This is a genomic window from Lutimaribacter degradans, assembly GCF_023703375.1.
In the GTDB taxonomy this organism is placed as follows: domain Bacteria; phylum Pseudomonadota; class Alphaproteobacteria; order Rhodobacterales; family Rhodobacteraceae; genus Lutimaribacter; species Lutimaribacter degradans.
The window spans coordinates 269,831-295,040 of the sequence record NZ_JAMQGO010000002.1; the positions used below are offsets into that span (position 1 = coordinate 269,831).

Consider the following 25,210-nt stretch of genomic DNA (forward strand, 5'->3'; position numbering starts at 1 on the left):
GTCTGCACGCTTTGTTTCTAGGTGACAGTTGTATCAAATAATGATACGCCGCACTTTATTGTGATTAACTAAACCCCGAGGTGGCGCGCAACGTCAACCCCTCCGATCGGGGTGAACGAGGAATTTTTAGGAAGCCGATGAAAACAAAGCAGAATACACTTTACGTCGGATCGCTTGCCAAGGGATTGCAGCTGCTCAAGGCATTCGATGAAAGCCACACCGATATGTCCTTGTCCGAGCTGGCGCAGCGCACCGGCCTGAACAAAAGCGCCACCCAACGCCTGGCCAATACCCTGCATGTCGAAGGGATGCTGGACAAAGACCCGGTCACGCGCCGCTTTCGGCCATCTCATGCCTGGTTGCAACTGGCCTATGCCTATTACTGGTCCGATCCGCTGGTCGGGCAGGCCATGCCCAAGCTGATCGGCCTGTCGCAGGAACTTGGCGAAACGGTGAACCTGGCCGAAATGTCGGGCGATCACATCGTCTATGTCAGCCGCCTGCCCTGCAAGCGCACGCATTTTGCCGCCACGATCATAGGCCGCCGCCTTCCGGCACTGTCCACCGCTGCGGGGCGGGCGATGCTGTCGACCTTTCCCGAAGATGAACGAAACCATGCCATCGAGACCTGGCCGGTGCAGAAATTCACGCCGGGCACGACGATCGACCGAGACGAGATCCGCCAGACCATCGAACAGGCGGTGACGGATGGTTTTTCCATCTCGTCGGGGCAAATGCTGTTGAACGAAACCAGCGTCGCATCGCCTATCATTGGCCATGAGGGTCGCGCCCATGCCGCTGTGCAGTGTTCGGTTTCGGCCCATACCTGGACCCGAGAAAAGGTCGAACGGGAAATCCTGCCAAAGCTCCAGGATACGGCGAATGCCATCTCCCCGTCATTCCAGCCTTATCGCGGCGGCACGCCCGGTCCTTTAAACGGCGAGTGACGCGTTGAACGCAGCCCCCCGGGCCGCGCATGGCGCCGGCCGGTTGCGAAACCAGGGCCCTGCCCCGTCGCCCCGGCCAAGACAGGCGCCACTGAAACGGTTGGCGGTCTAGTGGGTCGCGGTCACTCCCCGGCGGCATCACCGGCTTCCAACGATTATCATCAACCGCAATTCATCCAAGGCGCCGATCAAGCGCCTTGCCGATTTCCTCAAGACTGCTTGCAATCTCGGCGCCCGACTCTTTCAATAGCCGGATCTTTGCGCTGGCGCTGTCGGCGTCATCGCCGATCATCGCGGCGACATGGCCGAAACTGACACCCTTTGGGTGGTTTTCCTGAAAACGGCCCGCAACAAGCGCCACCACGGGTTTTCTCAACCGATTGGCGCGCAGTGCGGCGGCAACCTCGGCTTCGTTGCCGGTTCCGGGTTCTCCGTAGATGACCATTGCATCGGTTTCGTCGTCTGCTTCGAACAGTTCGAGATACTCGAACATGGATCGCCCGGTTGTCCGGTCTCCGCCCATCGAAACCGCGGTCGAGACACCGTGGCCCGCAGCATTCAGCGCCATTGAAATCTCGGCCGACATCCCGCCTGAGCGTGAAACCACACCAATGCGCCCGGCCGGGTACAAGGCATCCGGGTTGTCGCCTCCAATCCCGCCGATCTTGCATTTACCCGGGGAAATCACGCCGTTCGTGTTGAACCCCACCAGCCAGGCATCCGCTTGCCTCGCCGCGGCGACCGCGCGAACCGCATCATGCCGCGGAACGTTCTCGGTCGTTGCCAGGATGACGCCAATTCCGGCCTCGGCCGCTTCGGTCACCGCATCGCAAACGCCGTTCACCGGAACGTAGAGAACGGCAGCATTTGCATCGGTGCCGGCCACTGCCGCGGCCACTGTATCGAAGACGGGCACGCCCTCTACTTCTTCGCCACCCCGGCCGGGCGTGACGCCGGCCACGATATTGACGCCGTAATCAAGCGCAAGCCGCGTATCGTAACGCCCCTGGTTGCCCGTGATGCCCTGCACGACCACGCGCGTTGACTTGTCGATCAGGATGCTCATGTCGCGGCCCCTTCTTCTTTTTCTGCTGTAACTTTGCGGGTGGCTTCGACAATGGCGCGGGCGCCCTCCAACAAGGAAGTGCCCGGTGGCAGGTAGGTCACACCGCCTATCTCGGCGGCCAATGCGCGGGCTTCGGCCTCGCGCGGGCCAAAAAGGCGCAGGATGATCGGAAAGCGTGACGTATCGACCTTGTTGTGCCGCACTGCGTTTGCAAGCGCTTCCACCACCTTGTCGACAGGCGCCATTTGCAGATGATTGTATCCGATCAGCAGGCTGCGGGCGCGCGGGTTCGTGAACACGGCATCCAGCACGGCCTCTGTCTTGACCGTGCCAGGGGCGGGGCTGATATCGGAATGGTTGGCTGGTCGCCCCCCAAGATCGACAATCATGTCGTGCTGCAAAAGCCCCGCACCGCCGCCTGCGACAAGCAACCCGATATCGCCGTCCAGCTCTACATATCGGGCGTCGCCCCCCGGGTTGGCACGATTTGCCTCGTTCACCATTCGCTCGCGCGGATTATCGGGTTGCTGCGATGGTGCATCGGGCAATTCGGGATGGCGCCCCAGGGCGCCGTCGTCGATTTCAATCATCGTGCCAACCATCGAAAGACGTCCGTTCTTGTCGAGTGCAAGCGGATTGATTTCCATCATCTCGGCATCCAGGTCGACGAAGGCGCGCCACAGCCGTGCCGTAAGGCGGCCAACATCGGCAAGCGGGCGCCCCGACAGCCCGGCACGCGACCAAAGGTCAATCGCCTCCCATGGCCGCAGACCTTTCAGCGGGTCGATCGCGATCGTGACAATGCGCTCTGGCGTGGTGGAATGGACCTGTTCGATTTCGACACCGCCGGCGGTGGAAATCGTCAGCATCGGCATCCGGTCCGCGAAGCTGAAGGCAAGATAAAACTCTTCTTCGATCTGGGCGCCCCGCTCGACATAAACCCGTTCGACCGGGCCATGCTCGGTCTGCTGGCCAAACATCTCGGATGAAACCGCTTGCGCTTCGGAGGCCTCGACCAGGCGCACAAGCCCGCTCTTTCCGCGTCTGCCGGTGGGCAAAAGCGCCTTCAGGGCAACAGTACCGCCATATCCGGCGGCCAATTCGCCAGCCTGGGCCGCCGTTTCGGCCGGGGCCCCGTCGGGCACCGGCAGGTTCGCGCGCCGCATGAGGTTTTTCGCAATGTCTTCAGTGAGTTTCATGCAACCTTCCAGTCAGTTTTTTTCATGTCGCCGCCAAGAAACAAGCGTTCAGGATGGACTTTTCTGTGCCATCATTAAAGAATGTCAACATAATTAATGTCAAACGAAAAGCCACAACGAAGGAGGTCACACATGTCATGGAAGCCAGAAGTCGATGAAATCGCCCAACGAAGTGCTTGGGCAGAGGAAATGGGCGGGGCCGAGGGGATCGCCCGGCAGGAGGCCCGTGGCCGCCAGACAATTCGTGACCGAATCTCGGCCCTTGTAGACCCGGGGTCGTTTCGCGAAGTGGGTAAGCTGGCCGGAACGGGTGAGTATGTAGACGGTAAACCTGTCGGCGTTACGCCATCCTCTTATGTGATGGGGCTGGCCAGGATCGATGGTCGTGATGTCGCGCTGGGCGGCGAGGATTTCACCGTGCGCGGCGGAACAGGATCAACCGCGCGCCGCAAGGGCGGCCAAGGCGGGTTTGTCGAAGACCTTGCCCATGAATACCGTATTCCCCTGATCAACCTGATCGACGGCGCCGGCGGTTCGGTGACATCGCTGAAACGGCGCGGATACGCGCCAATGCCGGGAACCGATGATTTCGGTCGCTCGGTCGAACTGTTGGGCGAGGTGCCGGTCATCACGTCGGTCATGGGCACGGCGGCAGGTGGGCCCGCCGCACGGGCGATGCTCGCGCATTTCTCGACGATGGTCCGCGAAAAGTCACAGGTATTTGCTGCGGGTCCAGCCGTGGTCGAACGTGCGTTGGGTGAAAACCTTACAGCCGATGAACTTGGCGGGGCGGCGATCGCGGTGGATACTGCCGGCTCGATCGACAACGCCTACCCTTCCGAAGCGGACAGCCTGGATGCCATCCGAAAGTTCCTGAGCTACATGCCGCAAAACGTCTGGTCGGCACCGCCCTTCGTGGAAACCCATGACCCGGCGGACAGGCGCGACGACAGGCTTTTGTCGCTGGTCCCGCGCAGCCGGCGCCAGCCGTATAGCATGCACAAATTGATGTCGATCATCGCGGACGAGGGCTCGACTTTCGAGATACAGCCAACATTTGGCAAATCCATAATCACGCAGTTTGCGCGGTTCGGTGGCCATGTTGCCGGACTGATCGGGAACAATCCGATGCACTATGGCGGCGCCCTCGACGCGGCCGGGGCGCAGAAAATGGTCCATTTCATAGACCTGTGCAACCAGTTCGGTATCCCCATAATCTACCTGGCCGATGTTCCGGGCTTCATGATCGGATCGGCGGCGGAACGGTCCGGCGTGTTGCGCGCGGGCGTTCGTGCGGTGCATGCCGGGCTGCAGGCCAGCGTGCCGTGCATGACCGTCATCATCCGCAAATGTTATGGCATGGCCGGCATGGCGATGGTCAACCAGAAGGGGCTGAACCTCAAACTTGCCTGGCCTTCAGGCGAATGGGGGTCGTTGCCGGTCGAGGGCGGTGTGGCCGTCGCCTTCCGTCGCGAGATCGCGACAGCGCCCGACCCTGCCGCGCGCGAGGCGGAACTGGAAGCAGAGTTCCGCACCTATGCCAACCCTTTCAAAACCGCCGAGGCTTTTGCCGTGGAAGACATCATTGATCCGCGCGACACGCGGTTTCACCTATGCCGCCAGATCGAGGCCGCACAGGAAAGACTGCGCACCGACCGTGGCCCGCGCCCACAGACAGGGGTCCGGCCATAAGCCGGGCCCCCGCCCCCAAGGTGGCGCTCAGGCCACCAGCGACTTGCGCCGTTCCTCGACAAAGCCGGTCCAGATCGCCCCGGCCCTGAAGTCAGGATCGTTCAGAACCGCGATGAGAAACTCGCGGTTCGTCGCGGGCCCTTCGACCCGGGTCGCCTCGAGCGCGTCACGCAAGCGATCAATGGCAATGTTGCGATCTTCGCCCCAGGCGATGAACTTGGCGATCATCGGGTCATAGTAGGGTGTGATCGTATCACCCGCGCGCACGCCGGCATCGATGCGGATACCGGGCATGCCTTGGGGTAGGTCGAATACCGACAGCTCGCCCGGCGATGGCAGGAAGTTCTTCGCCGGGTTCTCGGCGTAGAGGCGGCATTCCACCGCTACGCCGGAGCTGGACACCGAGTCGAGCGCGTTATTCAGCTTCTCGCCCGCCGCAAGCCGCAGTTGCAACCCCACCAGGTCGCAGCCGGTGACCATCTCGGTCACAGGGTGCTCAACCTGGATGCGGGTGTTCATCTCGAGAAAGAAATACTCGCCCGTTTCCGCGTCGGCCACGAACTCGACCGTTCCGGCCCCGGTATAGTTCTGCGACGCGGCCAGTGCCCGGGCCGATTCCGCCATTCCGGCCACGGCCTCGGCAGGGAAACCGGGGGCGGGGCTTTCCTCGATGATCTTCTGGAACCGTCGCTGCAACGAGCAGTCCCGCTCGAACAGGTGAACGGCCTGCCCGTTGCCAAGCCCGAAAACCTGTATCTCGATATGCCGGGCCTTGGGAATGAACCGCTCCAAGTAAACGGACCCATCGCCAAAGCTGCGTTCGGCCATGGATTGCGTTGCCTCGACGGTTTTGCGCAATGTCTCGACGCTGTCCACGCGCCGCATGCCGATGCCACCGCCACCAGCCGCAGCCTTCACCAGCAGCGGGTAGCCAACGGCTTCTGCCATCTGTTCAAGGCCGTCCAGCGATCCGGGTTGCAGCCGGTCGGAACCGCTTGCAACCGGAACCCCGGCCTTTTGTGCAAGATCGCGGGCCCGCTGTTTGTCGCCCATGGCCTCGATCGTTTCAGGGCGCGGTCCGACCCAGGTCAACCCGGCATCCATGACCGCACGGGCAAAATCCGCGTTCTCGGCCATGAAGCCATAGCCCGGATGAATGGCATCGGCGCCGGTTTCCCGTGCGGCCGCAAGGATCGCATCCTGCCGGAGATAGCTTTCGGCCGCGGCCGGCGGGCCGATCCGAACCGCGGCGTCGGCCATGCCGACATGCATCGCCTCGGCATCAGCGTCGGAATAGACGGCCACAGCCTCCATTCCCAGTTTCTGAGCAGCGCGGATCACGCGACATGCGATTTCGCCTCGATTGGCGACAAGTACTCTTTTCATGCTCTGCTCCCTGTCAAATCCGAATCGTTCGGCTTTTCACGCCCAACTGCTCAGGCAGCAGCCGCCACGCATCATCCAGCCAATCGTTCAACAGCGCGCGGGTTTCGCGCGGATCAATGATGTCGGGCACTTTGAACCGTTCGGCGGTGAGGAACGGAGATTCAAGATGGTCATACATCTCTTCCAACTCGGCCAATCGTTCGGCGCGTTCCTCGGGCGACAGGGCTTCGAGTTCTTTTCGATACGCCGCCTCAACACCGCCGCTGACAGGAATCGAGCCCCAGCGCGCCGAAGGCCAAGCGTAGTGCAGATTGATCCCTTGAAGGCGCCCATACGTCGTTCCGGCGAGCCCATAAAGACGCCGCACTATGATCGCGCACCATGGCACCTGGCTTTGTTCGATTGCGGAAACCACGCGCACAGAGCCCTTGACCGTTCCCATGCGTTCGGCTTCGGGTCCGACCACCGTGCCTGGTTGGTCGACAAAGTTCACCACCGGAAGATGGAACGTATCGCAAAGGTCAATGAATGCCTCCATCTTTTCTGCTGCCGCACGGGTCAGCCCGCCGCCGTAGAACATAGGGTCGTTGGCGATCACGCCCACCGGGCGGCCATCAAGGCGCGCAAAACAGGTCACGACGGACCGACCATAATGCCGCGTCATTTCAAAGACCGAGCCCTTGTCCATGACCAGTTCGATCAACCGCCGTGGCTTGTAGACCCGGCGACGTTCGCGCGGGATGATCGACAGCAGTTCTTCTTCTCGCCGGTCACGCGGATCATCGCAGTCGATGACGGGTGGCGCCTCGAACACGCTGGAGGGAAGATACGACAGGAACTTGCGCACCATGTCGAAGGCTTCTTCCTCGGTTTCGGCCTCGTTGCCGATAACCCCGCTTTCACGCGTGTGAATATGCGATCCGCCAAGCTCTTCCTTGTCGACCTTTACGCCCATTCCACGCTCGACCACGGGCGGACCGCCCGCGAACACCTGCGATGTACCCTTTACCATGACAGAGAAATGCGCACAGGCCGCCTTGAGCGCCCCGAGACCGGCGCAAGGGCCAAGGGCAAGCCCGACGACGGGGATATAGCCCAGCATCGACGCCATAAGCCATGTGGGATAGCCCGGTATCTTGGTCGACGCCTGTTGTTCCAAAAGGCGCACGCTACCGCCCGCGCTTTCGACAAGCCGAACAAGGGGAAGCCGCATTTCAAGCGCGTAGTTTTCCGCGTAGATCCACTTTTCCGATACCGTTGCCTCGGATGATCCGCCCCGGATCGTCCAGTCGTCACCATCGACCGACACCTTGCGCCCATCGATCTTGATCGTACCGATCACCGCGTTCGATGGCCTGACCGAAACAAGATTGTGTTTCGCGTCATATGTTCCCTTGCCCGCCATGGCGCCCATTTCGCGGAAGCTGCCTGGATCGGCCAGCTTCGCGATACGTTCGCGCACCGTGAAACGCCCGGCGGCATGCTGACGCTCTACCGCCTCGGCTCCACCCAGATCTTCGGCGATCTTCCTGCGCCTTGCTATTTCATCGACTTCTTTTTGCCAGCTCATGCGGGATTCCCTCTTTGTATCTCCATCACCGGACGCGCCAGTGCGAGTTCAGCGTAACAAGTAATGTTGACATTGTGAATGATTTCATCATCAATAAAAGACGAATTGCGAGCGGAGGAAATGCAATGTCTCGACACGATGAGCTTACCCAAGACCTTGAGGCGCGCCGCGCCCGGGTTAAGGAAATGGGTGGCAAAGAGAAGATCGCTGCACGCAAGGCCGCGGGGCACATGGATGCACGAGAGCGGATAGATCACCTGTTCGACCCCGAAAGCTTTGCGGAAACGGGCATGTTCGCCACGTCGCACCGGCCCGAAATGCGTGAAAAATCGCCCGCTGACGGCAAGGTTTGTGGCTATGGGCGGATCGACGGGCGCCCGGCGGCGATCGTTTCGTGTGACATCACAACCCTGGGCGCATCATCAAGCCTGACGAACGTGCGCAAGATGGGGCACCTGCGCCGCACGGCCATTCGCAACGGCATGCCGATGATCTTTCTCAATGAAACATCCGGCGCACGCATCCCCGACACGATGGGCGCACAAGGAACCGGCGCCTTGGGGCAAGACCCGGAACAGTTCATTCGCGGTCGCGAAATTCCCTACGTGTCTGCCTGTCTGGGGCCAAGCTATGGCACTGGCACCTGGTTCACCATGCTGTCGGATTTCGTGGTGATGCGCAAAGGCGCGTGTCTGGCTGTCTCATCGCCGCGCGTCACCTCGCTGGCCATCGGCGAAGAGGTGCAACTGGAAGAGCTCGGCGGCTGGAAGCTGCACACGGAAAGGACCGGGCTTGTCGATTACGCGGTGGACAGCGACGAAGAAGCCTTGGACCTGATAAAGCGGTTCTTGTCCTATCTGCCCTCTCACGCCGAGCAGCTCCCCCCCGCGGCAGAGCCCCCGGATGAAACCGAGATTGACGGCGCGTCGATCACCGACATCGTTCCGGCAGAGCGCCAAAAGGTCTACGACGTTCGGAAACTCATTGCTGCAATCGCCGACCCGGAGTCGGTGTTCGAACTCAAGCCGCGATTCGGCCGGGTCGCCACGACGTCACTGGCGCGCATGGGCGGACAGGTGGTCGGTTTCGTTGCCACCAACCCGATGTTCAAGGGCGGGGCCCTCGATCCGGATGGATGCGACAAGATAACCAGCTTTCTGGTTCTCTGCGACAGCTTTCACATTCCGGTCATCATGCTCACGGATACGCCGGGCTTTCTGATCGGTGTCGAAGGGGAAAGGCGCAAGGCACCGGGCAAGATAATGAATTTCATGTCTGCCTTGCAAATGTGCAGCGTGCCCAAATTCTCGATCGTTACGCGTAAATCCTATGGCCAAGCCTATCTGAACATGGGTGGATCGCGCAATTCCGACGAAATGGCCGCCTGGACGACCGCCGATGTCGGTTTCATGGACCCGAATATCGGCGTCAATGTCGTGTACGGGGTGACGGCAGAAAGCGACCCGCAGAAATTCGAGGAACTTAAAGCCGAAATATCCCGCGAGACATCTGCCTACGATCTCGCCGCGATCTATTCCGCGCAGTCGGTTCTCGACCCCCGCAAAACGCGCCAATGGCTGATGTCCATGCTCAGCGTGCATTCCCGTGACAGGGAAGGCGGTTTTTCCCGCCGGGCGCTTGCAAGCTGGCCGACCACATTCTGACAACAAATCAATCTTTAGACCAATCAACCAAGTTAGGGAGTAACGACATGGCCGAAGAACAGATCTGCTCGGAGATCACCGGAACCGTCTGGAAAATCGAAATGGGGATCGGGGACAAAGTCGAAGAAGACGACGTGATCATGATCCTGGAATCCATGAAAATGGAAATCCCGGTTCTTGCACCTTGCGCAGGCACACTTCAAAAGCTTCTCGTCGAGGAAGGCAGTGCAATAGCAGAGGGTCAAATGATTGCTATTGTCGACACGTGATTCTATAGGTCATGCTCAGACAATCAATACGTGTTTCGACTGGAATCTGACGTGACCCTTGGAAGTGCAAGTCGCATAGAACAGAGTTTGGGCGCAATTCGCCCAAACCTAACTGATGGGCATCAGGCCCTTTCGCTTGCAGAGCAAATTGCGACGCAACTGGCGGAGTCCATAATCAACGAAGAATACGCGCCCGGCGCCCGAATCCACGAAGTTGCCGTATCCGAGCAATTTCAGGTGAGCCGGGGCCCGGTGCGCGAGGCCTTGCGCATTCTCGAAAATGCCGGGCTTGTCTCGATCCAGCCCAGGCGCGGCGCCATCGTCACCAAGCTGACGGTGGAAGAGGTGGAGGACATTTTCGAAATACGCGCCGTTCTGGTGGGTTTGGCCGCGCGGCGCCTTGCGCGCAAAGCGCCGCCAGAAAAGCTGGCCCAGATCGCCCAGCGGATATCCAAGCTTCAGGAGCTGACCACAAAGGCAGATCAGGACGCGACACGCTACGTGGCCATAAGCCAGGAATTGAGCTTTCTGTTATGCGCCAGCACGGGCAGTGAGCGGCTGACCTCGATCGTCTATTCTCTGTTTCACCAGACCATTCGGTACACCCGTATCGGGCTGTCGACACCGGAAAGGCGCAAGATCTCTGCCAACACATGGGCGCGGCTGCTGGCCTGTATCCAGGCGGGTGACGAGATCGAGGCGGAAAAGGCAGCCCGCGAGCTGGTCGACAACTCGCGGGCCATGGCGATCAAGATGCTTCGCAGCGAGGACGGCGGCGACTGAGCTTGGCTCAGTCGTTTTCGCCCTGCCCACGAGAATGCCGAAACCCCACCCAGGATGACAGCGCCCCAAGTGCACGGGCGGCCTGGGGCAGTTCGGCAAAAACCGCAAGACCGGCCTGTCGCGCGCGCTCGCTGTCGCGGCGTTGCCGTGCATCTGTGGCCTCGGCACCATCGGAGCGCAACACCAACACGATACGCGGGGCATCGGCCAGCGCGCTGACGCGCACAGCCTCGCGCACCAGACCGCCGATCACATCAACAGACTGGTTGGCGGAACTGGTAAATACCGGCAGGTTCACATGCACGACGATAGCATCATAGGCACCGGCCCCGGCAAGGATATCAAGGATTTCACCCGCAACGGCACCGTCGCGATGGCGCAAGGTACCCGCTGGCGTATCGACGGGATTGGATAGGCCGGTCCCGGGCGGAAGCCCCAGCGTTTCAAGTTGTTGTAACGCGGGTTGAGGCACCTCGGGCGTGGTCAGGCTCGCCCGCGAAAAGGCATCAGCCGCCAAGACGCTTGTGCCGCCGCCATTGCCGAACAAGGCAACCCGCCGCAATGGCCGCGCGGGACGTTCTACCTCGGCCTGGCAGATCAGCAGGGTATCGAGGAAATCATCCAGTGTCTCGGTAATCACCATGCCCGTTTGCTGGGCAATACCATCCCACAACCGGGCCTCCCCGGCCAGTGCCCCGGTATGGGATGCCGCGGCCCGACGCCCCTCGGCAGTGCGCCCGCCAAGCAACAAAACGACCGGTTTCCGGGCACCGGCCTGCCTGAGGCGGGTCACGAAACGGCGACCGTCCCGCACATCCTCGATATATAGGCCGATCACCTTGGTATCGGGGTCGCACAGGTGGTATTCCAGCAGATCGGCCGGGCCAAGATCGGCACTGTTGCCCAGCGTCGTTACAGCCGAATAACGCAGGCCGCGCGTTTCACCGCGCAGGATCACGTCAACGGCAAGCCCGCCGGATTGCGAAATCACCGCAACGCCGCCAGGTTCGGGGGTTGAGCCGCCAACGAAGGTCAAGCCACCACGCGGACTGTGCACGCCAAGACAATTCGGCCCGATCAGCCGCATGTCCGAAGCGCGCGCCGCCTCAAGCAGGCGATCCTCTCGAGTGTGTCCATCCTCGGCCTCACCGAAACCGGATGACATGACCTGAACGAACCGCGCACTGCCCGGCGCGCCGGAAATCGCATCAATCGCCGCCTCGGCCGCAACAGCGACATAGGCGAAATCCACTGGCTCGGGGAGATCGGCAAGGGTCGGAACTGCCGCGAACCCCTCCACCTCGGCCGCTTTCGGATGCACCGGCTGAACCCGCCCCTTGAACCCGTAGGCAAGGCTATGGCGGATCACCTCGTTGCCGAAACTCGTCCCGCTCGCCGAGGCGCCCAGAACCGCGATTGACCGTGGCATGAACAGGGGACGAAACGTCTTGTTCACCTGTTCGCAATCGACCGGCGGGGCCTCGGGGACGGGTTGTGACGGGGCGGGCGCAAGAAGAATACGCGCATCCACCGCGATGGCACCGTCGGCGTGAACGATCAGAGGATTGATGTCTATGGCGGTGGCTTGACCGTCCAGCGCCGACATCAACCCATCGCGCCCGCCCAGTGCCAGAAGCGCGGAAATGACCGCGTCTTCGTCATGGGCGGCCATGCCACGCGCGCCACGCAACAGCGCGGCCGCGCGCAAGCCGTCGATCATGCTGCGCGCATCCGCCTCGGTGATCGGGCAGGCACGAAAAGCGACATCCTCGAATATCTCGACAAAGACACCGCCAAGGCCAATCATCACGCATGGGCCCAACCGGGCATCCCAGAACCCGCCAAGAACCATTTCAAGGCCCGGCGCGCTCTGCTCTTCCACGAGGAACCCGTCAACCGGCACCCCTGTCCGCTTGGCGGCATCCGCGATACCCGCGATTGCCTCGCGAACCTCGTCCGTGGACTGAAGGCCCAGCCTGACACCGCCAAAATCGGATTTATGCGCACCATCGCGTGTCAGCACCTTGGCGACCATGGGCGGGCGCAACCCCGCAAGTGACGTGTCGGTGACGTCTTCGGCATGGCGCAACCGCTGCCCATGCGGGGCCGGGATTCCGGCGGCGCGCAGCAGCGCCTTGGCTTCGCCCTCCGAAATTGCGCTTGCCCCGGCCTCTCGCGCCGCTTCGGCTGCACGCGTCACGGTCTCGATCAGCGAAATTTCCATTGCGGCGTCCTTTTTTCATTGAATGCATCCACCCCTTCGGCCCGGTCTTCACTCGCCGAAAGACGCTGATGAACTGAAACTTCCAGCGCCAGCCCAACCTTGAGCGGCGCACCAATGCCGCCGTCCATAGCCCGTTTCGCGCCCTGCACCGCAAGCGGTGCATTCCCGGCAATCCGTTGCGCTACCGCGACGGCAGCCTCCAGCTCTTCGCCGGCTGGGTGAATCGCGTTGACAAGCCCCCAGTCCCGCGCCTCGTGGGCCGAGAATTTCTTGCCGGTCAGGATCAGCTCTTTAGCGCGCCGCAATCCGACGGCGCGTGACAATAGCTGCGTCCCCCCTGCACCGGGCATGATTCCAAGATTGATCTCGGGCAGGCCGAACACCGCGTCATCGGCGGCATGAACGAAGTCCGCGGCCAGCGCGAGCTCGCAACCGCCACCCAGGGCATAGCCGCGGATGGCCGCGATGATTGGCCACGGGAAGTTCCACAGGCTTTCAAACGTATCGCGGTAGAGCGCATGCTGCTTGCGCCATGCGTCGTTCGTCATCCCGGCGCGTTCCTTGAGGTCCGCACCGACACAGAACGCCCGGTCACCCGCCCCTGTCAGCACAACCGCGCGAATGTCATCGCGCCGCCTGAGCGTCGTGCCGAAGAGGGCAAGCATCTCTTCGGCCATCGCGGTATCGAAAGCGTTCATTGCATCGGGCCGATCCAGCGTCACGACCACGACGCCACCGCCCTGTTCGGAAACCCTCAAACGCTGGGTCATCGCAGCGCTGCCGGCAGCCAGGTCGCAAGACCAGGCAGGAATATCATCATGACCGCATAGACGATACCCACGCCCACGAACAGCATCGCACTCCCAAAGGCCCTGTCCGCAGAAAGGTTTATGACGCTGGATGCCGTGTATAGGCCAACGCAAACCGGTGGCGTCAGCAACCCTAGGCCGGCAAAGGCCGTGAACACGATGTAGAGATGCGTCAGCGGCACTTCGAGGCTCATGGCTATGGCCATGAACACAGGAACCGTAAGGTAGAACACCGGAACGATCTCGACGAACGTGCCCAGTATCAGGCAGATCGCCCCGACCATGAACAGGAACATGATCGGCGTGACACCGTATTCAATGAAGAAGGTCGTGAGCTTTTGCGGTGCCTGGGTATAGGTCAGCACGACAGACAGGAAGGTGGCCATCGCGATGATCGAGAAAATCACCGCCGTGGTTACCGCCGTTCCCTGCAGAGACTGCCAAAGCCCGCCAAAGGTCAGTTCGCGGTGTATCGTAAACCCCAGGAATATCGCCCAGACCGAGGCGACAGCCGCCGTTTCCGATGGGGTCAGCAAGCCGCTATAGATACCGCCCAGGATGATCACCGGCGTCAGCAACCCCGGCAACGCCTCGCGAAAGGTGCTGATCCGATGGGAAAGGCTGGCACGCGTTTCGCGCTCCATGTGCCGGCAGCGGACGATCACGACCAGGATAAGGATGACGAGCAGCGTCAGGCCGGGAAAAACGCCTGCCGCAAAGGTGTCTGACACCGGAACGCCGGTCAGCGCCGAATAGATGATCGCCGCGTTCGAGGGGGGGATCAGCGCTTCCAGCAGGCCAGCCGCCGCGGCAAGCGCCACGGTGAACGGCGCGGAATAGCCCTTGCGCAGCATCTGCGGCATCATGATCGCCCCGACCGCCGTGATCGCGGCCAGGATCGACCCGCAAAACGCGGCGAAGAACCCCATCGTGATCACCATCGCAACGCCAAGCCCGCCGGGCCAGTGCCCGACAAGCGCCATGGCGAAATCGACAAGCCGCCGCGCCACGCCCGAGCGGAGCATGACCAGGCCGGCAAAAACGAAAAGCGGAATGGCGAGAAGCACCTGCTTGGTGACGGCGCCGAACGCGATCTGGATCAACGTTGACCAGGGCAGGTCCAAGCCCTGGGTTGCGACCACGCTCGAACCGATACCGAAAACCAGAAAAATCGGGAGCGACAGAAACAACAGAACAAGCGAAAGACTGATGACGACGAAAACCATGGCTCAAATCTCCGCTTGGGGGGAATGGGTTTCAGGCCCGTCGGGATCGGTATCCTCGACAAGAGCTTTCAGCAGGTTTTCCAGCGCAAAGCTGGTAAGGATGGCAAATCCGACGGGAAAGGACAGGTAGATCCACCAGATCGGAAAGGCCCATTCCATCTCGGTTCTTTGTCCAACCAGCTTGAACAGCGCAGTGGCCTCGTAGCCGGCATAGCAAAAGACGGCGCCGGCCCAGATCGCGATCAATGAAATGATGGCACGCAACACGCGCGAGGGTCGGTCGGACAATCGCTCGGGCAGGAAATCAACGGCAATATGTGAGCCGCTTCTGAGCAGGATGCCGGCAACCGGAAAGATAAGCCACGGCATCAGCATCGGCGGCAATTCCATCACCACGTTGTATCCGATGCCAGTCACGTAGCGGGTGACGGCGCCACCAAAAACCGCCAAGACCATGAAGGCCACAAGAAGCCCTGCCAATGTTTTTACGACAATTTCAAGAACGTCATTCAGCCCGACCAGGGCGCGAAGCGCGGATCTCATTGATATCTCCCGAAATGGGTAGTCGGTACGGGCGCTGCCCCGCGCCTGGCGGGGCAGCGCCCAGCGTACAGCCTACTGGCTTGAGAACTCCAACGCCGCGTCAAGCACTTCGGGGTCGATCATCTCGCTCAGCCCGGGAAAGACTTCCTCACGGTTGATGCGCTCGAACTCTGCTTGTGCCTCTTCGCTCAGGGTGTTCACCTGACCACCCATGGCAACGAATTCTTCAAGCACCTTATCGGAGAATTCCATGATCGATGCGGTGGATTCCTCGGATATTTCCTCGCCCACTTCGATCAGCAGTTGTTGAACGTCTTCGGGCAGCCCGTCGAACCACGCCTGGTTGGCCATTATGAACGAGTCCGCGTAGAACTGGTGAGGAAGTTCGGCATATTTGACGTGGTCCCACCAGCTATAGGCCTTGATGGCCGAGGGCACGGTCGCAAAGGTGTCGATCATCCCGTTCTGAAGCGCCGTGTAAACTTCGCCGGTCGGCATTGAAACAGCATCGGCCCCAAGCGCGGTCCAGCGGGGCCGCTCGACACCACTGAGGTAGCGCGCCTTCAGACCCTCGTAGGATTCAGTCGAGGTAAGCGGGCGCTGGGACGTGAACGTCATGAACGGCCCGGTCGGGTTATAGGCAAGGAACTTGGTCCGCGTCCGATTGAGGACATCGTTCCAGACTTCCTGACCCACTTCCGTTTCACGGAAGAACTTGCGAAGATGGCCGAAGTCCTCGAAAACCCCAGGCAGCGCCTCGACGTTGTAGTTGCGATTGACTGGCGGAAAACTGACCGTTCCGACAACGCCGCCAAGCTGGACCGAGCCGGATGTCAGTGCGCCCATGATCTCGCGGATGCCGAACAACTGCCCTGACGGGAAGGTCTCAATCCGGATCTTGCCCTCGCCCCTGGCATTCACCCGGTCGGCAAATTCCTGGCTGTATATCGCGCTGTGGTGTTTGGGGGCCCAGTGATAGCTGAGGCGCGCCACAATCTCGTCCGCCGCGGCAATCGGCGCCCACACGCCACCAGCAACAAGGCCTAGACCCAAGGTCGCAAAGGTACGTGCACGCCGAAGCGTGTTAACAAAATTTCCAGACATGTTTCCTCCCTATGTCCAATTCTGGACTTCTCAGCGCCGTCTTCCGTGGCAAACCCAAGGATTCGACTGCTTATGAATGTTGACATTCTTAATTCCGTTGCGTCAACTATTCATTATGGAAAGAGGATGAAAACGATGCTTCGCAAGGAATTTCAAAGTGATACGGTACTGGTTACAGGGGCCACGGCGGGCTTTGGGCGCGCCATTGCCCACAAGTTTCACGCGGCTGGCGCCAAGGTTATCGCCGTGGGGCGGCGCGCCGACCGCCTCGATGCCCTGAAGCAAGAATTGGGCGCGCGCCTGATGCCGCTTGCTCTCGATGTTGCAGACACTGCCGCCATTGCACGGGAAATGGAACAGCTTCCGGCAGATTTCCGTGATATTACCTTGTTGGTAAACAATGCCGGGTTCGGCACCGACCGAGGGGCCGCCCAGGACGCGGCCCTTGCCGACTGGGACGACATGGTCAACGTCAACATCCGGGGCCTGCTGCACATGACGCATCACGCGCTTCCCGGGATGCTGGCGCGGGGCCGAGGCCAGATCATAAACATCGGCTCGGTCGCAGGCCGGGCCGTCGGGCCGACAAACGCCGTTTACAGCGCCACGAAATCCTTCGTGCTTCAATTCACCAAGGCCCTGAAAACCGATCTGATCGGCACGCCGGTCCGGGCAAGCTACATCGCGCCCGGTGCGGCCGAGACCGAATTTTCTCTGGTCCGCTGGCAGGGTGACGAGGCACGGGCCGCCAAGGCTTACGCCGGCTATCAGCCGCTGACTGCCGAAGATATCGCCGAAGCGGTGTTTTTCGCGGCGGCGATGCCCGCGCATGTCGATGTCACCGAACTGGAACTGATGCCGCATCAACAGGGGTTCGGGCCGCGCATCTTCGCGCGCGACCAGAAATAATGACGACGCAGGTCAGGCGCCCCCGCCGACATCGAGCGTCGTGCCGGTGATATAAGAGGCCTCGTCCGACAGCAGCCAGACAATCGCGTTGGCAACCTCGTCGGGGGTGCCTGCGCGCGCCATCGGCATCCGCGGCCCGACCTTCTCGATGCGGCCGGCCATTCCCGCACGCGCATGAATGGGCGTGTCGATCAGCCCGGGGCGTACCGACATCACCCTGATCCCTTCGCGCGCCACTTCCAGTGCGAAGCCGTGTGTGAAGGCATCGACGGCCGCCTTCGACGCGGCGTAGTGGACATAAAGTTTCGGGGCGCCATGAACCGCCGCAAGCGACGAGACATTGACGATCGTGCCACCTGCACCGCCCTTCGCGGTCGACAGGCGGGCCGCCGCCTCTCGTGCGGCGATCATCGCCCCGGTGACGTTCACACGCATCAACCCGTCGATCTCGGCGGCGTCCATCTCGTCAAGGCGCATGGCGCGCGGGGCGACGCGCGCGGCGTTGTTCACAAGGCCCCCGAGAGGCGGCAACGCCTTGTCAACGGCGCAAAACAGGTCGATCACTTCAACCTCGTTGCCGATATCGGCGCGAAAGGCCTGTGCGACCCCACCCGCATCGACGATCTCGGCGACGACATTTTTCGCGCCTTCGGGGTCAGACCTGTAATGAACGGCGACAGCCCAGCCCCGTGCCGCGGCCAGCCTGGCGGTCGCGGCCCCGATGCCACCAGCTGCGCCCGTAACTATCAGTGTCTTCTGACTCATGGGTTCGTTTCCTTTCCAGATGTTTCCGTGCCCCTGACCACGACCACCGCACAGACGGCAAACGCAACGGCAAGACAGACGATGCCCGGTGTGTAGCTCCCGCTTAGCAGGACAGAGATGCTCAACAATGCCGGGCCAAACAGTCCGCCCAGGTAGGCAAAGACCATCGACCCTGCCGTGGCGGTCAGAACACCACCCGGTCCGCCGCGCGCCTCGCCGGCCCGCGCAACCTCCGCAAGCAACACGCCGCTCCAACCCATCGGGCCAAAACCCAGCCCGACGCTGACCAGGGCAATGGCCGCCCACGGCCATGACGGCCCCAGAAAGAGCAAAAGCAGCAACAACGCAGCGCCCGACCATGCAAGCCAGGACAAGACATGGCGCGGGCGCCCCCGGTCAGCGCGCCAACCCCAATACAGCCGGCCGCAAATGCTTGCCGTCATCGTCAGAGACAGCATGGCCGCCGCTCCTTCGGGGGGCAGATTGCTTTCCCGCCAGATCATCGCGATATAGACCGACATGAACCCGAACTGCGCCATCGAGAAGGCGAAAACCCCGATTGCCAGGCCACGTTGCATCGGGTCTGCCAACACGTCACGCGCGGGCGCAAAAGGCAGCTTGAACCGGATCGAAACACCCGCAAGCCCATCTTGCCCAAGCCTTTTGCCGACAAGGGGTGACAAGGCCGCAACCGCAAGCGCCAAGGCCATGGTGGCAAGCGCCGCCATGCGCCAGCCGGAAACCAGTACGATAACCGGCAGGATAAAGCCCGCCGCCGCGCCGCCGATAGCGACGCTGGATTGCTTGAACGAAAAGACCAGGTTCCTATGCCGTCCCACAGCAATCTTGTTGAGCAACCTTGACCCGATAGGGTTGACCGGCCCATAGCCGACTCCGATCAGCACCGCCCCCAGCAGAACCAGCACCGGCCCTTGCGCCAGCGCCAGCGCCAGTGCACCCAGCGCCACCACGACAAGCGAAGCGGAGGCGCCACGAAACGAGCCCCACCTGGCAACCACGCCGGCCGTACCCGTTGACGAGACCAGCGCCATGGCAAAGATGATGGCCGTGAAAAGCCCGATCAGATCGGCATCAAGGCCAAGCCCAAGCGCCGCGAAGGGCGCAAGCACTGGTGCCGTTTGCACCGCGGCCACCACCGCGGTCTGGTAGATCAGAACGAAGCCGACCCCCAAAATGGCGTTCTGGCGCGCTCCTTCATTCATACGCAGGCACCGAACATGGCCAGCGGACCGGTCGAACCGCGCGTCTTGGGGTCGGTATCGGGGGCATGCACGTCGCCAGCATCACGTCACCTCATGGGTTGATGGCGTTTCGGGGTTTGCAAGCACCCGGCCCAGGGCCGGAAGGCTGCGATGCAGGCGGAAAGCGATCTGGGGAATGGCGGTCATGTCGCCGAACCGTCCGCGTGTCAGCAGGCCAAAGGCCCATAGCCCGTCCTGCGCCTTTCCGTTTTCGTCCACGACCCGACACAGTCCATCGACATCGAAGCCCAGCCCCAGGCTGTCACGGCGGGCCAGACCTTGATCGCACAGGGCGCTGACAAACGGCGCCTCCGAAAGGGTTTTCGGTCCGGTGCAGTTAATCACCGTGTCAAAAAATTCGCGGGTCACGCTCCTGTCGCGCCCGACCAACCGCGCATCGAGGTGGTCGCCCTTGGCTTCAAGCCCATCAAGCCGCGCCACGCGAAAGACCAGTTGCCCGGCATCCTGCATGGCCGCGACCGCGGCCCCGGTTTGCGGCACCATGCGATACCTGTTGACGTCATACCACGGCTTCAGGTGGCGCAGGAACCTGCGTTTCTCGGCCTCGGTGAAATTGGGCCAGAGCCACCCCGAGGCATCGCGCGCCTCGTCGAAGGGGGCTTTCAGGTCTCGCCCCTCGGCGGTGGCGGCGGCCATGTCACGCCGCAGCGCGCGAAATGCCGCAAGAAGCGACAGCCCCTTGCCATGACGTTCGATGAAACGCGGCACCGGGCGCGCCAACCGCTGCATCAGCGCAGCCACGTCCGGCGCATCGCCCTGGGGCTGGGGCACCAGGCCACGGCGCGATATCGCGGTAATCGGCCCGCGATGGCCCTGGCGCGAAAGGGTTGCCACCACGTCGGCGGCAGTCAGTCCGGTCCCTACAAGAAGCACCTTGGATTTGCGGCAAATGGCCGATATCGCCCGTGAATCGAACGGATCACCGATAAATTCGGTATGGTTCGCGGCGCTGGCTGAAACCGCCCCCGGCAAAGAGGGCCGCTGCCCACCAAATGCAAGAATTGTCAGATCAGAAAGCACCCTGCCCCCCGAGGCCAGTTCGATCTGCAGCTCATCATCGTGCCGTTGCACGCCAACGGCACGATCCCGAAGGTGATGAACCTTGGAACCGTGGACATTCTCGGCAAGTGCCTGTTGCAACGTCTCGCCCAGGTAGCGTCGGACGTCAGACCGGCGCACATACCGAACGCCTGACGCGGCCTGCGCGTCGGGGTCTTGTTCCGACGCGCCCGACGCGTCGTACCAACGCGCGAAATGGCCGATATCGTCTGGGAACAGAACCAGCAGCTCATGCGTACCATTCACGCGGTGGTCTGGGTCATTGCCCCCGTAGGCAAGCCCGCCACCCAGTTCAGAACGTGGCTCAATGATCGTGATGTTCAACGCCGCCGGAATGCTGGCGCAAAGCCGTATTGCAACGCCGGTTCCGGTAAAGCCGCCCCCAATGATCACCACTCGCCGCATGTCTGTTCTCCGCCTCATGGATAAACTGACGCGGAATTGATAAGATTGTCAACATTCGTAAATACTGCCAGTCACGGTGGGACATCGTGATACGCGATAGCCGCACATCACGGCCCTGCCGGCATTTCCCGGTGGGTTTCGAAACTGAGATGGAAGATGGTCAGGTCAGGCGCGAAGCCTGCCGGGCGGCCTGCGCGCATCGTGCCGGTTTTCTGCAAAACACGGCTGCCCGTCAAAGGCTTGGGGGATGCGGCAGCACGTCGCCGCCGCATCCCGTTTTTTGTCAGCCGCGTCCGCCCAGCATGGGCAGGGTCATGGCGCTGGCGAAATCACGGGCCTGCGCCAGGTAGGCGTCATAGCTTTCGCGCACGCGGGCAACGTCGGCGTTGCCTTGCGTCAGTTCCTCCTGAACCTCGGCCCAGGCATCGCGCATTCCGGCAACGATCTCGTCGTTGAAGGCACGGAAATCAACACCGTCCTCGCGCAGGGAGGCCATGGCCTGTGCGTTGTAGAAATCGAACTCGGCATGGCTTTCGAGCGCCGCAGCATGGGCAGCGTTCTCGCAGATGCTTTGCAGATCGGCGGGCAATTCATCCCATGCGTCCTGGTTGAACACGACGGCCAGGCCCGCGCCGGGCTCGGTCAGGGCAGGCAGGTAGCACAGCTTGGTGATCTTTTGCAGGCCAAACGCCTGGTCCAGCATCGGCCCGACCCATTCCGCGGCGTCGATCGCGCCCGATTGCAGCGACTGGAAGATTTCCGGCGGCGGCATCAGCACGGCATTCACGCCAAGCTTGCGGAACACTTCGCCACCCAAACCGGCAATACGCATGTTCAGCCCCTTGAGATCGTCAAGGCTGTTGATCTCGCGCTTGAACCAGCCGGCGGACTGGGTGTTGGAATTGCCGCTATAGAATGGCTTCAGCCCCCGCTGGGAATAGATGTCATCCCAGATTTCCTGCCCGCCACCGTATTTCAGCCAGGCGAAATGCTCGGACGATGTCATCCCGAACGGCACGGCGGTAAACCAGTGCAAGGCCGGGTTCTTGCCGGCGGCGTAATATGTCGGCCCGTGCCCGGCAGGCGCATTGCCCTGCTGCACCGCGTCCTCGACCGCGAAAGGCGGCACGAGCTCGCCCCCGCCGAAAATCTTGAACGACATCCGTCCGTCGGACATGGCCGCGACCTTGGCGGCAAAGTTCTGGACGTTGGTGCCAACCCCGGGTGCGTTCTTGGGAAAGGCCGTCGGCAGGTTCCATTCGATTTTGCCCTGGGCAATCGCCGGGCTGCTTAGCGTGGTCGCGGCGGCGGCGATACCCGCCCCGGACGCGAGAAATGTTCTGCGTTTCATGTGATGATTTCCTCCTACATGTGAACTTTATCCACCAAACACCACGCCCGGCAACCAGGTAGCCAGAGCCGGGAAGGCAATCAGCAGGCCCAGCCCGATCAGTTGAAGCACCACGAAAGGCGCAACGCCAGCGTAGATGTCGGTTGTGGTGATGTGGCGCGGCGCGGTCGAGCGGAAATAAAACAGGGCAAACCCGAAGGGCGGCGTCAGAAAACTGGTTTGCAGGTTCATCGCCAACAGCACGCCGAACCAGATCGGAGAGATGTCGCCCGCCAACAGTGGCGGCCCCAACAGCGGCACGACGATATAAATGATCTCGACCGCTTCGAGGATGAACCCCAGCAGGAAAACGACCAGCATGACCGCCACGAGGGCGCCCCACTCGCCGCCCGGCATGCCATCCATGATCTCCATCACGATTTCGTCGCCCCCAAACCCGCGAAAAACCAGGGCAAGCAAAGTGGCGGCCACGACGATTCCGAAAACCATGCCGGATATCCGCAGCGTGTCACCGACCGCGCCATGCAACACCTTTTCGATCGAAAGGCGCCAGGCCGCGACGGCAACGCCCAGCAATAGCAAAACCGCCAGCGCGATGGCCAGCCCGCCCATCGCGGCACTTTCGCTGCGGGCATCGCTGAACAGGCGCAGCGCCATCAGTGCAAAAGCCGCAAGAACCCCCGCCAACACAAGGTTGCGCTGAAACCCCGGCAGCCCGCTGCGATAGGCGGCCAACATCAGGGCACCGATCGCGCCCAGGCCCGCCGCCTCGGTCGTGGTGGCGATCCCTGCAAGGATCGACCCGAGTACCGCCAGGATAAGCAAAAGCGGCGGCGCGAAACTCGACAGCACCTCGCCCAGGCCGACCCGCGTGATCACGCGCGCAGCTCCGGGGCTCTTGGCGACCGGCTTCAGCCCGAAAAAGATATAAATACCGTAAAGGCTTACCAGTAGCAGCCCGGGCAGCATCGCACCGGCGAACAGATCACCCACGGAAACGGGGTCAGGTGCGAAATTTCCAGCCTTCTGCTGCGCCTCAAGATAGGTGTTCCCGATCTGGTCGCCCAGCAGCACCAGCAGGATCGAGGGCGGAATGATCTGCCCCAGGGTGCCGCTGGCGCAGATGATTCCCGTCGCCATGCGCTTGGGCACATGGGCGTCCAGCATCGCGGGCAGGCTGATAAGCACCAGCATCACCACGGTTGCCCCCACGATCCCGGTCGAGGCCGCGATGATCGCCGAGAAGACCAGCACCGACAAGGCAATGCCGCGCGTTGATCCACCAAGCATCCGGCCCAGCACCTCGAGCATGGATTCGGCCAGCCGCGACCTTTCCAGCAAAACCCCCATCAGCACGAATAGCGGAACCGCCATGAGCAGCGGGTTCGACATCGTCCCGTAAACCCGCGCCGGAAAGAACTTCAGGAACCCCAGGTCAAACACGCCCACCATCGACCCGATGAAGGCCGCAACAAGGGGCACGCCCGAAATCGCCAGCATCGCGGGAATACCGCTGAGGATACCGCCGAACAGGCAAAGCACCATGCCCGCCAGGAAAAGTTCATTGACGATCATGTGCCGGCATCCTCGGGATCAAGCAGAAGGGCGATCCCCTGAAGGATCATGAAGACGCCGCTTAGCGGAATGGTCGTCTTGACAAGGAACACCCCGCCAAGACCGCCGGTTTCGACCGAACCCTCGCGGATCGACCAACTGTAGAGCAGGTCCGGCATCCAGGCCCAGGCAAGCAGGCCGAAAACCGGCACCATGAACAGCAACAGGGCCACGCTGTCCGCGATTGGCAGATACCCGGCAGGCAACCGTTCCGAAAGAACCTCGACCCGGACATGCCCGCTCCGGCGCAAGCAATAGGGCAGCGACATTATCAGAAGAACGGCAAAGGCATATGCAGCGAGGTTCTGCAACTGGATGAACCCTGTGTCGAACCCGAAACGCAGGATCACGATACCCAGGACCGCGCCCGTCATCACAACGCAAGCCAAGAAGCAAAGACCGACCGTAACACGGTCAAGCGTTTGACAAATAGATAGGAAAATCGCGCGCAATGCCTCCCCCTCATTGGCTGTGCGGCCTTGGCCTAGCACCAAGCGCCGATTTTGACCACATCAAACTGACCGGTCTTTCGCCCCCATGAGCCGGCTGGGCCATATCAAGCGGCGGCGGCAGGCAGGTTTCGCCGCCCCATCGAACGCGTCAGCCACGCATATGCCGGCATACGGGCCTGTGCCCCGCCCGCCGCATGCCTCTTACCTTGACGGCGCTCTCGCGGATTCTTCATTGAATATTCTTGTGCCGGCCGTTTTGGATGTCCGCAGACCGGACGATAGCACCACGGGTATTTCCAAAACACGCACCCCCCCGAAAAGATCGGCGTAAAACGGAGTAAACAATGCAAGAAGCCGAAACACCGGGCCCGATCCCTGACGGGAACTGGCCCGAGGACATCAGCGATCTGCGGACAGGATTTGCCGGCGCGCTCAATGTCTATCGCATGATGGCGCATCACCCCGCGCTGTTGCGCGCCTGGGCGCCCTTGCGCCAGCACATCGTCAAGGACACGGCCCTAGGGCCGGAACGATCCGAGGTCGTGATCCTGCGGACGGGCGTACGGCTGGGGTCATCCTACGAATGGGCGCACCACGTCGTCCGGGCCCGCGCAATCGGCATTTCGGATGAAAGGATCGCGGCCATTCTGCGAATGCCCGAGGGGGAAGACGGGCTTTTGGCGCGCGCGGTCGATGCAATCATCGACGAACACCGCCTGCCTGAAAGCCTTGAGCAAGAGTTGGCCGCAACCATCGGGCGCGAGGCCGTGTTCGACCTGATTGCAACCGTCGGGTTCTACTCGGTTCTGGGCACGATCCTGATGACCTACCAGGTGCCGCTGGACAGGGAAATTGCCGACGAGCTTGAGGCACATCCGCTTTCTTAACGC

At 61.7% G+C, this 25,210-nt stretch carries 22 protein-coding genes; 7 read left to right on the forward strand and 15 right to left on the reverse strand.

Going from position 1 to position 25,210, the window contains the following annotated elements:
* The first annotated feature begins 137 nt into the window (after window positions 1–137).
* Window positions 138–947, forward strand: a complete 810-nt coding sequence (locus M8744_RS05805) for an IclR family transcriptional regulator (RefSeq protein ID WP_251410857.1) — start codon at window positions 138–140, stop codon at window positions 945–947.
* Between the two features lie 172 nt (window positions 948–1,119).
* On the opposite strand, the gene M8744_RS05810 is transcribed toward M8744_RS05805, so the two are convergent.
* Together M8744_RS05810 and M8744_RS05815 are read right to left on the reverse strand one after the other, a co-directional pair.
* Window positions 1,120–2,013, reverse strand: coding sequence for a succinate--CoA ligase subunit alpha (locus tag M8744_RS05810; protein WP_251410860.1), 894 nt, complete (start codon window positions 2,011–2,013; stop codon window positions 1,120–1,122).
* A complete protein-coding gene (locus M8744_RS05815) occupies window positions 2,010–3,212 on the reverse strand; it encodes an ATP-grasp domain-containing protein (RefSeq protein ID WP_251410862.1) in 1,203 nt (400 codons plus the stop codon). Before M8744_RS05815 ends, M8744_RS05810 begins: the two co-directional genes overlap by 4 nt.
* Window positions 3,213–3,344: 132 nt before the next feature.
* On the opposite strand from M8744_RS05815, the gene M8744_RS05820 reads away from it, so the two are divergent.
* Window positions 3,345–4,904 carry an acyl-CoA carboxylase subunit beta gene (locus M8744_RS05820; protein ID WP_251410865.1) on the forward strand — a complete coding sequence of 520 codons (1,560 nt, stop codon included), beginning with the start codon at window positions 3,345–3,347 and terminating at the stop codon, window positions 4,902–4,904.
* A gap of 27 nt (window positions 4,905–4,931) precedes the next feature.
* Here M8744_RS05820 and M8744_RS05825 read toward each other — a convergent pair whose 3' ends face one another.
* Window positions 4,932–6,290, reverse strand: coding sequence for an acetyl-CoA carboxylase biotin carboxylase subunit (locus M8744_RS05825; RefSeq protein WP_251410869.1), 1,359 nt, complete (start codon window positions 6,288–6,290; stop codon window positions 4,932–4,934).
* A gap of 13 nt (window positions 6,291–6,303) precedes the next feature.
* Window positions 6,304–7,860, reverse strand: a complete 1,557-nt coding sequence (locus M8744_RS05830; protein ID WP_251410871.1) for an acyl-CoA carboxylase subunit beta — start codon at window positions 7,858–7,860, stop codon at window positions 6,304–6,306.
* Window positions 7,861–7,985: 125 nt separating this feature from the next.
* Between M8744_RS05830 and M8744_RS05835 the strand changes: the two genes are divergently transcribed.
* From M8744_RS05835 to M8744_RS05845, 3 genes are read left to right on the forward strand one after another with little or no spacing between them, the layout of a single operon-like run.
* Window positions 7,986–9,524, forward strand: a complete 1,539-nt coding sequence (locus tag M8744_RS05835; RefSeq protein WP_251410874.1) for an acyl-CoA carboxylase subunit beta — start codon at window positions 7,986–7,988, stop codon at window positions 9,522–9,524.
* A gap of 47 nt (window positions 9,525–9,571) precedes the next feature.
* Window positions 9,572–9,793: a biotin/lipoyl-binding carrier protein gene (locus M8744_RS05840; RefSeq protein WP_251410877.1), complete on the forward strand. Its 222-nt coding sequence runs from the start codon at window positions 9,572–9,574 to the stop codon at window positions 9,791–9,793.
* Between the two features lie 51 nt (window positions 9,794–9,844).
* Window positions 9,845–10,576: a GntR family transcriptional regulator gene (locus M8744_RS05845; RefSeq protein WP_251410880.1), complete on the forward strand. Its 732-nt coding sequence runs from the start codon at window positions 9,845–9,847 to the stop codon at window positions 10,574–10,576.
* 7 nt (window positions 10,577–10,583) lie between these two features.
* Here M8744_RS05845 and M8744_RS05850 read toward each other — a convergent pair whose 3' ends face one another.
* From M8744_RS05850 to M8744_RS05870, 5 genes are all read right to left on the reverse strand, one after another.
* Window positions 10,584–12,800 carry an acetate--CoA ligase family protein gene (locus tag M8744_RS05850; RefSeq protein WP_251410883.1) on the reverse strand — a complete coding sequence of 739 codons (2,217 nt, stop codon included), beginning with the start codon at window positions 12,798–12,800 and terminating at the stop codon, window positions 10,584–10,586.
* Window positions 12,785–13,570 (reverse strand): enoyl-CoA hydratase/isomerase family protein, encoded by a 786-nt coding sequence (locus tag M8744_RS05855; RefSeq protein ID WP_252409382.1) that lies wholly within the window; start codon window positions 13,568–13,570, stop codon window positions 12,785–12,787. The genes M8744_RS05850 and M8744_RS05855 overlap by 16 nt, the downstream gene beginning before the upstream one ends.
* Window positions 13,567–14,835: a TRAP transporter large permease gene (locus M8744_RS05860; RefSeq protein WP_251410885.1), complete on the reverse strand. Its 1,269-nt coding sequence runs from the start codon at window positions 14,833–14,835 to the stop codon at window positions 13,567–13,569. The genes M8744_RS05855 and M8744_RS05860 overlap by 4 nt, the downstream gene beginning before the upstream one ends.
* 3 nt (window positions 14,836–14,838) lie before the next feature.
* Window positions 14,839–15,378, reverse strand: a complete 540-nt coding sequence (locus M8744_RS05865) for a TRAP transporter small permease (RefSeq protein ID WP_251410888.1) — start codon at window positions 15,376–15,378, stop codon at window positions 14,839–14,841.
* Window positions 15,379–15,450: 72 nt separating this feature from the next.
* Complete coding sequence (locus tag M8744_RS05870) at window positions 15,451–16,404, reverse strand: TRAP transporter substrate-binding protein (RefSeq protein WP_251410891.1); 954 nt, start codon at window positions 16,402–16,404, stop codon at window positions 15,451–15,453.
* 204 nt (window positions 16,405–16,608) lie between these two features.
* Between M8744_RS05870 and M8744_RS05875 the strand changes: the two genes are divergently transcribed.
* Window positions 16,609–17,391, forward strand: a complete 783-nt coding sequence (locus M8744_RS05875) for an SDR family NAD(P)-dependent oxidoreductase (protein ID WP_251410894.1) — start codon at window positions 16,609–16,611, stop codon at window positions 17,389–17,391.
* 12 nt (window positions 17,392–17,403) lie between these two features.
* Here the strand turns inward: M8744_RS05875 and M8744_RS05880 are convergent, their stop codons facing one another.
* The 6 genes from M8744_RS05880 to M8744_RS05905 form a co-directional block, all read right to left on the reverse strand.
* Window positions 17,404–18,156, reverse strand: coding sequence for an SDR family oxidoreductase (locus M8744_RS05880; protein ID WP_251410897.1), 753 nt, complete (start codon window positions 18,154–18,156; stop codon window positions 17,404–17,406).
* On the reverse strand, window positions 18,153–19,379 hold the full coding sequence (locus tag M8744_RS05885) for an MFS transporter (protein WP_251410900.1): 1,227 nt from the start codon (window positions 19,377–19,379) through the stop codon (window positions 18,153–18,155). The genes M8744_RS05880 and M8744_RS05885 overlap by 4 nt, the downstream gene beginning before the upstream one ends.
* An 81-nt stretch (window positions 19,380–19,460) precedes the next feature.
* A complete protein-coding gene (locus M8744_RS05890) occupies window positions 19,461–20,921 on the reverse strand; it encodes an FAD/NAD(P)-binding protein (RefSeq protein ID WP_251410903.1) in 1,461 nt (486 codons plus the stop codon).
* Window positions 20,922–21,186: 265 nt separating this feature from the next.
* On the reverse strand, window positions 21,187–22,254 hold the full coding sequence (locus tag M8744_RS05895; RefSeq protein ID WP_251410906.1) for a TRAP transporter substrate-binding protein: 1,068 nt from the start codon (window positions 22,252–22,254) through the stop codon (window positions 21,187–21,189).
* 27 nt (window positions 22,255–22,281) lie between these two features.
* A complete protein-coding gene (locus M8744_RS05900) occupies window positions 22,282–23,829 on the reverse strand; it encodes a TRAP transporter large permease (RefSeq protein ID WP_251410909.1) in 1,548 nt (515 codons plus the stop codon).
* Window positions 23,826–24,242, reverse strand: coding sequence for a TRAP transporter small permease subunit (locus tag M8744_RS05905; protein ID WP_251410912.1), 417 nt, complete (start codon window positions 24,240–24,242; stop codon window positions 23,826–23,828). The genes M8744_RS05900 and M8744_RS05905 overlap by 4 nt, the downstream gene beginning before the upstream one ends.
* 422 nt (window positions 24,243–24,664) lie before the next feature.
* On the opposite strand from M8744_RS05905, the gene M8744_RS05910 reads away from it, so the two are divergent.
* Window positions 24,665–25,207, forward strand: a complete 543-nt coding sequence (locus M8744_RS05910) for a carboxymuconolactone decarboxylase family protein (protein WP_251410915.1) — start codon at window positions 24,665–24,667, stop codon at window positions 25,205–25,207.
* Window positions 25,208–25,210 lie beyond the last annotated feature (3 nt).